Below are 6,601 nucleotides of genomic sequence, written 5' to 3'. Positions count from 1 at the left end.
CACCCGGCGGGGTCCCCGACCCCGCCCCCGATCGACCGGTCCGAGCCCCGTCGGTCGGGGACACACCACCGAGGACGTCCGGCGGCGCGTACCGCCGGATTCCGCGGGGCGGCACCATCCGCGCCGCGGCCATCGACCGGATCCACCCCGTCCGGGGCGCATCCGGCCGTCGCCCGAGGGCGACAGGACATACAGAGAGGTACACCGACACCGTGATTGTCCGTTCCATCAGTGATATCGAGGGCACCGATCGCGACGTGGAGTCGGCTTCCGGGACCTGGCGCAGCAAGCGCCTGATCCTGGCCAAGGAGGGTGTCGGGTTCTCCTTCCACGAGACCGTGCTCTACGCGGGCACGGAGACCTCGATGTGGTACGCCAACCACGTCGAGGCGGTCTTCTGCGTGGAGGGTGAGGCCGAACTCACCAACGACGAAACCGGCGAGAAGCACTGGATCCGCCCCGGCACGATGTACCTGCTGGACGGCCACGAGAAGCACACCCTGCGTCCCAAGACGGACTTCCGTGTCCTGTGCGTGTTCAACCCCCCTGTCACCGGACGGGAGGACCACGACGAGAACGGGGTGTACCCCCTGCTCACCGAACCGGAGGAGGCAGCATCATGACCACTGCACCAGCCCGCACCGCCGACCGGTACCCGACCCGGGGGGCCACGGAGGAGATGATCCCGCGGCAGGACCCGGTCGTGTGGTCGTCCCCCGACGCCGAGGGGCCGATCTCCACCGGCGACCTGGAGGGCTTCGAACGGGACGGCTTCCTCGCCGTGGACCGGCTGATCGAGCCCGATGAGGTCGGTACCTACAAGGCCGAGCTGGACCGCCTGGTCTCCGATCCCGCCATGCACGCCGACGAGCGTTCCATCGTGGAACCGCAGTCGCAGGAGATCCGGTCGATCTTCGAGGTGCACAAGCTCAGCGAGGTCTTCGCGAAGCTGGTCCGCGACCCACGGGTGGTGGGGCGCGCTCGGCAGATCCTGGGCTCGGACGTCTATGTCCACCAGTCCCGGATCAACGTCAAGCCCGGTTTCGGGGCGAGCGGCTTCTACTGGCACTCGGACTTCGAGACCTGGCACGCCGAGGACGGGCTGCCCGCCATGCGCACGGTCTCGGTCTCGATCGCGCTGACCGAGAACTTCGAGACCAACGGCGGTCTGATGATCATGCCGGGGTCGCACAAGACCTTCCTCGGCTGTGCCGGCGCCACCCCGAAGGACAACTACAAGAAGTCCCTGCAGATGCAGGACGCGGGCACGCCCTCGGACGAGGCGCTCACCGCTCTGGCCGGTGAACACGGCATCCGGCTGTTCACCGGGAAGCCGGGGTCCGCCGTGTGGTTCGACTGCAACTGCATGCACGGCTCGGGGGACAACATCACCCCGTACCCGCGCAGCAACGTCTTCATCGTCTTCAACAGCGTGGAGAACGAGGCGGTCGAACCCTTCGCGGCTCCGATCCGGCGCCCGGACTTCATCGGCGCCCGGGACTTCACCCCCGTGCGCTGAGCCCCGCGCCCCGTCCGATCGTCGGGGGTTCCGGGCGCCCGGAACCCCCGACGCCGGAAAGACGGCCGGCCGCCGCACCCTCACCGGGTGCGGTGGCCGGCCGCCGCGCGTCGGGGAATCAGCGGTGCGCCGGGATCACCGGCGCACGGCGGGCAGGGCGCGGCCGGAGTGGTCGAACCACGCCTGGTTCTCCCGGGCGTTGCCCGAGGAGGGGTCCTCCGGATCCCAGCCGTTGCCCGGCACCGCGATCCAGGTGGGCTCCCGGGAGAAGACCCACGATCCCCGGCGGTCGGGCACCGCGGCCACCGTCGTGCAGATGTCACGCATCCAGGCGACCTGCCCTCGGGGGTCGCCGGGTAGCCGTCCACCGGTTCGGAGGGCGGGTCGATGATGTCCTCGTGGTCGTCGTCGCTGCCCGGGCGGAAGGGTGTGCCGGTCCCGCCCCGCGACCGATCCCCGGTCGGGACTCAGTCCAGTAGGACGACCCGCACGGAACCGGCGGGCACGGTCGTCCCCGACGCCTCGACCCGCTCACCGCGCAACAGGTCGGTGCCGGGGCCGGGCAGTTCCAGGGGTGCCTCGGTGTCGGCGTGGTTGATCGCGAAGACGTGTGTCCCGTTCTCCCCGACCCGGCGCACCACCTCCAGGTCGGTGGGGAGCGCGGCCCGATCGGACAGACCGGCGTCCGCGCCGGCAGCGGCCAGCACCGCGTCCAGCCCTTCGGCGTCCAGCCGGGTCGAGACGTACCAGGCGGCCCCCTCGCCCAGGCGGTACCGGGTGACGGCGGGCCCGCCCGCGGCCGGGCCGTCGGCGTGGGTCCACACCGGTTCGGCGCCGCGCGGGATCACCGTCTCGGCCCACACGTCACCGGTCAGGGCCGCGCCGGGTCGGGCGGCGGCGTCCCCGGGAACATCGGCCACCGGCTCCAGCCGCACCCGACGCCCGGCGTGCAGCGGCTGGAACTCCTCCACCGTCAGGCCCAGCACGTCGCGCAGCGCACCGGGGTGGGGGCCCGGGTGGACGGCGTCGTTCGCGTCCACGATCCCGGAGAAGTAGGAGACCACCAGGGTCCCTCCGGCCGAGACGTAACGGTGCAGGGCCTCCCCGGTCCTCTCCTCCGCGAGGTACAGGGCCGGCACCACGACCAGGGGGTACCGCCGCGGGTCGAGATCGGTGCCGGGCTCGACGAAGTCCACCGTCAGGTGTCGGTCGAAGAGCGCGGCGTACCATGCCTCGGCCCGCTCGCGGGTGTCCAACTCCTCGCTGGGGCGCCACTCCAGCTTCTGTGCCCACCAGGACTGCCAGTCCCACACCATCGCCACCTCGGCCTCGGTCCGGCTGCCCCGGAGGTCGGCCAACGCCTTCAGATGGGAGCCGAGTTCGACGACCTCGCGCCAGATCCGGCTGTCGGTGCCGGCGTGCGGGACCATCGCGGAGTGGAACTTCTCGGCGCCGCGCCGGGAGGCCCGCCACTGGAAGAACATCGCGCCCTCGGAGCCGCGGGCCACGTGGGCGAGGCTGTTGCGGGCCATCTCACCGGGACGCTTGGCGATGCCCCGGCGCTGCCAGTTGACACCGCTGGTGGAGTGCTCCAGCAGCAACCAGGGTTTCCCCCCGGCCACCGCCCGGGAGAGGTCGGCGGCCATCGACAGATTGATGTGGTTCCGCTCCTCCTCGGCCACCAGGTAGTGGTCGTTGGTGACGATGTCCACCTCACGGCCCCAGGCCCAGTAGTCGAGGGTGTCGCACTGGGTCGGGGAGACCATGAAGTTGGTGGTCACCGGCACGCCGGGGGACAGCCCGTGCAACAGGTCCCGCTCGGCCCGGAAGTTGGTCAGCGCGCTGTCGGAGGCGAAGCGGGCGAAGTCCAGGCGGTGCGCCGGGTTGCAGACGGTGGGGGTCAGCCGGGGCGGTTGAATCTCCTCCCAGTCCCCGTAGAGCTGTCCCCAGAACGCGGTGCCCCAGGCGGCGTTGAGGGCGTCGAGGGAGGTGTACCGCTCCCGGAGCCAGCGACGGAAGTCGGCCGCCGAGACCTCGCAATAGCACTCCAGGACGGGGACGCCGTACTCGTTGTGGACGTGCCACATGGCGACGGCCGGATGACGTCCGTACCGCTCGCCCAGCACCCGGGTGATCCGGGCGGCTGCCTCCCGGTAGGCGGGGTGACTGTGGCAGATCGCGCCGCGCGAGCCGAAGGCCAGTCGGACACCCTCCCGGGTCACCGGCAGCGCGTCGGGGTGCTCGCGATAGAACCAGGCCGGGGGCACCACGGTGGGGGTGGCCAGGTCCACCCGGATGCCGGCCCCGTGCAGGAGGTCGATGATCCGGTCCAGCCAGCCGAAGTCGTACTCACCGCGACGGGGCTCGAGCCGGGCCCAGGAGAAGATGCCGAGGCTGACCATGGTGACACCGGCCTCGCGCATCAGCGCCACGTCCTCGACCCAGACCTCCTCCGGCCACTGCTCGGGGTTGTAGTCCCCGCCGTAGGCGAGTCCGCGCGGGCCCGGGGGTGTGACATCCGGCATGAACATTCTCCCGATCTCGTGCTGGTGGGCGGTCGCGGACCCCGTCGCCTCCCGGAAGGTGACCATCCGGTTGTGAACGTGCACGGCCCGTTCTACCCCAACAGAACTCAAGATAACCGCACAGCAACAACCATTGACAAGTATCGGGAGCGTTTCTCTACTGTGAACGCTCACAGCCCGCTGTGAACGCTCACAGCCCCTTCCCCGGGAGGAACCATGAACCACCGCACCGTCGCGGTATGCACCGCGACCCTCGTCTCGGCCGTCGCCCTCACCGGCTGCGGCGGCGACTCCGGGGGGAACGGGGGTTCCTCCTCGGACGCGGCCGGCCCGATCACCCTGGAGTACTGGGCCTGGGCCCCGGGCCTGGAGCAGGCCGTGGCGCTGTGGAACGAGGCCAACCCCGACGTGCGGGTCGTGGTGAAGAACCAGGCCGGCGGCGACGACCTGGTGACCCGCGTGGTGACCGCGGCGCAGGCCGGCGAGGCCCCGGACCTGGTGCAGGCCGAGTACCAGGCGCTGCCGACCCTGATCAGCAACGACGTACTGGCCGACATATCCGACCACCTGGAGGGCACCGGCACCGCCGAGGAGTTCTCCGAGGGCCTGTGGCAGCAGGTCACCCTGGGCACCGACTCGCTCTACGCGATCCCGCAGGACTCCGGCCCCCTGATGTTCTACTACCGTCACGACCTGTTCGAGGAGTACGGCCTGGAGGTGCCGACCACCTGGGACGAGTTCGCCGACACCGCCCGGGCGCTGCGCGACGCGGCCCCCGACCGCTACTTGACCACCTTCTCCGCCCAGGACGCGGGCCTGTTCGCCGGCCTCGCCCAGCAGGCCGGGGCGCAGTGGTGGACCACCGAGGGCGAGAGCTGGAAGGTCGCCATCGACAACGATCCCACCAGCCGCGTCGCCGAGTTCTGGGGGGAGTTGGTCGCCGAGGACGCGATCCACAACGAGCCCATGTACACCCCCGCCTGGAACCAGGCGCTGAACACCGGTGAGCAGATCGCCTGGGTGAGCGCGGTCTGGGCGCCGGGTGTCCTCGCCTCCTCCGCCGAGGACACCGCCGAGCAGTGGGCGGTGGCCCCCCTGCCGCAGTGGGAGGCCGGGGAGAACGCCACCGGCAGCTGGGGCGGTTCCACCACCGCCGTGACCAACGACTCCGACCACGCCCGGGCCGCCGCCGAGTTCGCCGCCTGGATCAACACCGACCCCGAGGCGCTGGCCACCATGGTCCGCGAGGGCGGCATCTACCCGGCCGCCACCGCCGCCCAGACCGGTGACGCCCTCTCCGAGCCGCCGGCCTTCTTCGCCAACCAGCCCGAGTTCTACGAGATCGCCGCCGGCGTCGCCGAGGGCACCGCCCCGGCCGCCTGGGGCCCGAACGTCAACGTGGCGTACAGCACCTTCAACGACGCCTTCGGCTCGGCGGCCTCCGTCCGCTCCGACTTCGGCGCGGCGCTGGCCGAGGTGCAGAACGCCACCGTCACCGACCTCGAGCGCCAGGGCTTCCAGGTCTCCGAGTGAGCACCCCGGTGAAGTCCCCCGACTCCCCCGCCGCTGACGCGGCGGCTTACGCCGCCCCCCGGACGCCTCGCGTCCGGGGGGCCCGGGTGGGCGGCCCCCGGTACGCCCCCCACGCCTTCCTCCTACCGGCCGTCCTGCTCTTCCTGGCCTTCTTCGCCCTGCCCATCGGCTACGCGATGTGGCTGAGCTTCCGGAAGGTCGAGGTCCAGGGCCTGGGTCTGGGCTCCGGCGGTCGCCGTGAGGTCTGGGCCGGCCTGTCGAACTACACCGCCGCCCTGACCGACCCCGAACTGCTGGCCGGGGCACTGCGGGTACTGGGCTACGGCATGATCGTGGTACCCACCATGCTCGGCCTGGCCCTGCTCTTCGCGCTGATGCTGGACGCCGACCGGGTGGCCGGACGGCGCTTCGCCCGGCTGACCATCTTCCTGCCCTACGCGGTGCCGGGCGTGATCGCGGCGCTGCTGTGGGGCTTCCTCTACCTGCCCTCGGTCAGTCCGCTGCACTTCGCGCTGGACCACCTCGGGCTGCCCCGGCCCGACCTGCTCGGCGGCGGTGCGCTGTTCATCGCGCTCTCCAACATCGCGGTGTGGGGCGGCACCGGCTTCAACATGATCGTCATCTACACCGCACTGCGCGCCATCCCGCCGGAGATCTACGAGGCCGCCCGCCTGGACGGCTGCTCGCAGCGGCAGATCGCCTGGCGGATCAAGATCCCCATGGTGGCGCCCTCCCTGGTGCTGACCTTCTTCTTCTCGGTCATCGCCACCCTGCAGGTGTTCAACGAGCCGACCACGCTGCGGCCACTGACCAACAACCTGTCCACCGCGTGGAGTCCGCTGATGAAGGTCTACCAGGACGCCTTCGTGCGGGGGAACATCCACTCCGCCGCCGCCACCGCGGTGATCATCGCGCTGGTCACCCTGGTGCTGTCCTTCGGGTTCCTGCGACTGGCCAATTCCCGCACCCGACAGGAGGAGTCGCGATGAGCGTCGGTGCCCCCGCCCCCACCGTCGCCGCCGGC

Annotated in this window: 6 protein-coding genes; 4 read left to right on the top strand and 2 right to left on the bottom strand. The window is 71.1% G+C overall.

Translation table 11 applies throughout. From position 1 onward, the window contains the following. The first annotated feature begins 212 nt into the window (after positions 1–212). Both FNQ90_RS08760 and thpD read left to right on the top strand, forming a co-directional pair. Positions 213–623, top strand: a complete 411-nt coding sequence (locus tag FNQ90_RS08760; RefSeq protein ID WP_143623457.1) for an ectoine synthase — start codon at positions 213–215, stop codon at positions 621–623. Beyond that, positions 620–1,519, top strand: a complete 900-nt coding sequence (thpD, locus tag FNQ90_RS08755; RefSeq protein ID WP_182605842.1) for an ectoine hydroxylase — start codon at positions 620–622, stop codon at positions 1,517–1,519. The genes FNQ90_RS08760 and thpD overlap by 4 nt, the downstream gene beginning before the upstream one ends. A 135-nt stretch (positions 1,520–1,654) precedes the next feature. Here the strand turns inward: thpD and FNQ90_RS28080 are convergent, their stop codons facing one another. Beyond that, on the bottom strand, positions 1,655–1,846 hold the full coding sequence (locus FNQ90_RS28080; protein ID WP_267133030.1) for a glycosyl hydrolase 53 family protein: 192 nt from the start codon (positions 1,844–1,846) through the stop codon (positions 1,655–1,657). Between the two features lie 140 nt (positions 1,847–1,986). Beyond that, positions 1,987–4,044 (bottom strand): beta-galactosidase, encoded by a 2,058-nt coding sequence (locus tag FNQ90_RS08745; protein WP_182605843.1) that lies wholly within the window; start codon positions 4,042–4,044, stop codon positions 1,987–1,989. A 216-nt stretch (positions 4,045–4,260) separates the two neighbouring features. Here FNQ90_RS08745 and FNQ90_RS08740 point away from each other — a divergent pair, with 216 nt between their 5' ends. Continuing rightward, positions 4,261–5,577 carry an extracellular solute-binding protein gene (locus tag FNQ90_RS08740; RefSeq protein WP_182605841.1) on the top strand — a complete coding sequence of 439 codons (1,317 nt, stop codon included), beginning with the start codon at positions 4,261–4,263 and terminating at the stop codon, positions 5,575–5,577. An 86-nt stretch (positions 5,578–5,663) separates the two neighbouring features. Next, complete coding sequence (locus tag FNQ90_RS08735) at positions 5,664–6,566, top strand: carbohydrate ABC transporter permease (RefSeq protein WP_182605840.1); 903 nt, start codon at positions 5,664–5,666, stop codon at positions 6,564–6,566. Positions 6,567–6,601: the final 35 nt, after the last annotated feature.

It is taken from the genome of Streptomyces alkaliphilus (assembly GCF_014141535.1).
Classification (GTDB): domain Bacteria; phylum Actinomycetota; class Actinomycetes; order Streptomycetales; family Streptomycetaceae; genus Streptomyces; species Streptomyces alkaliphilus.
The sequence above is the reverse complement of the archived record's forward strand: the minus strand, read 5'-3'. Positions and strand labels throughout refer to the sequence as shown.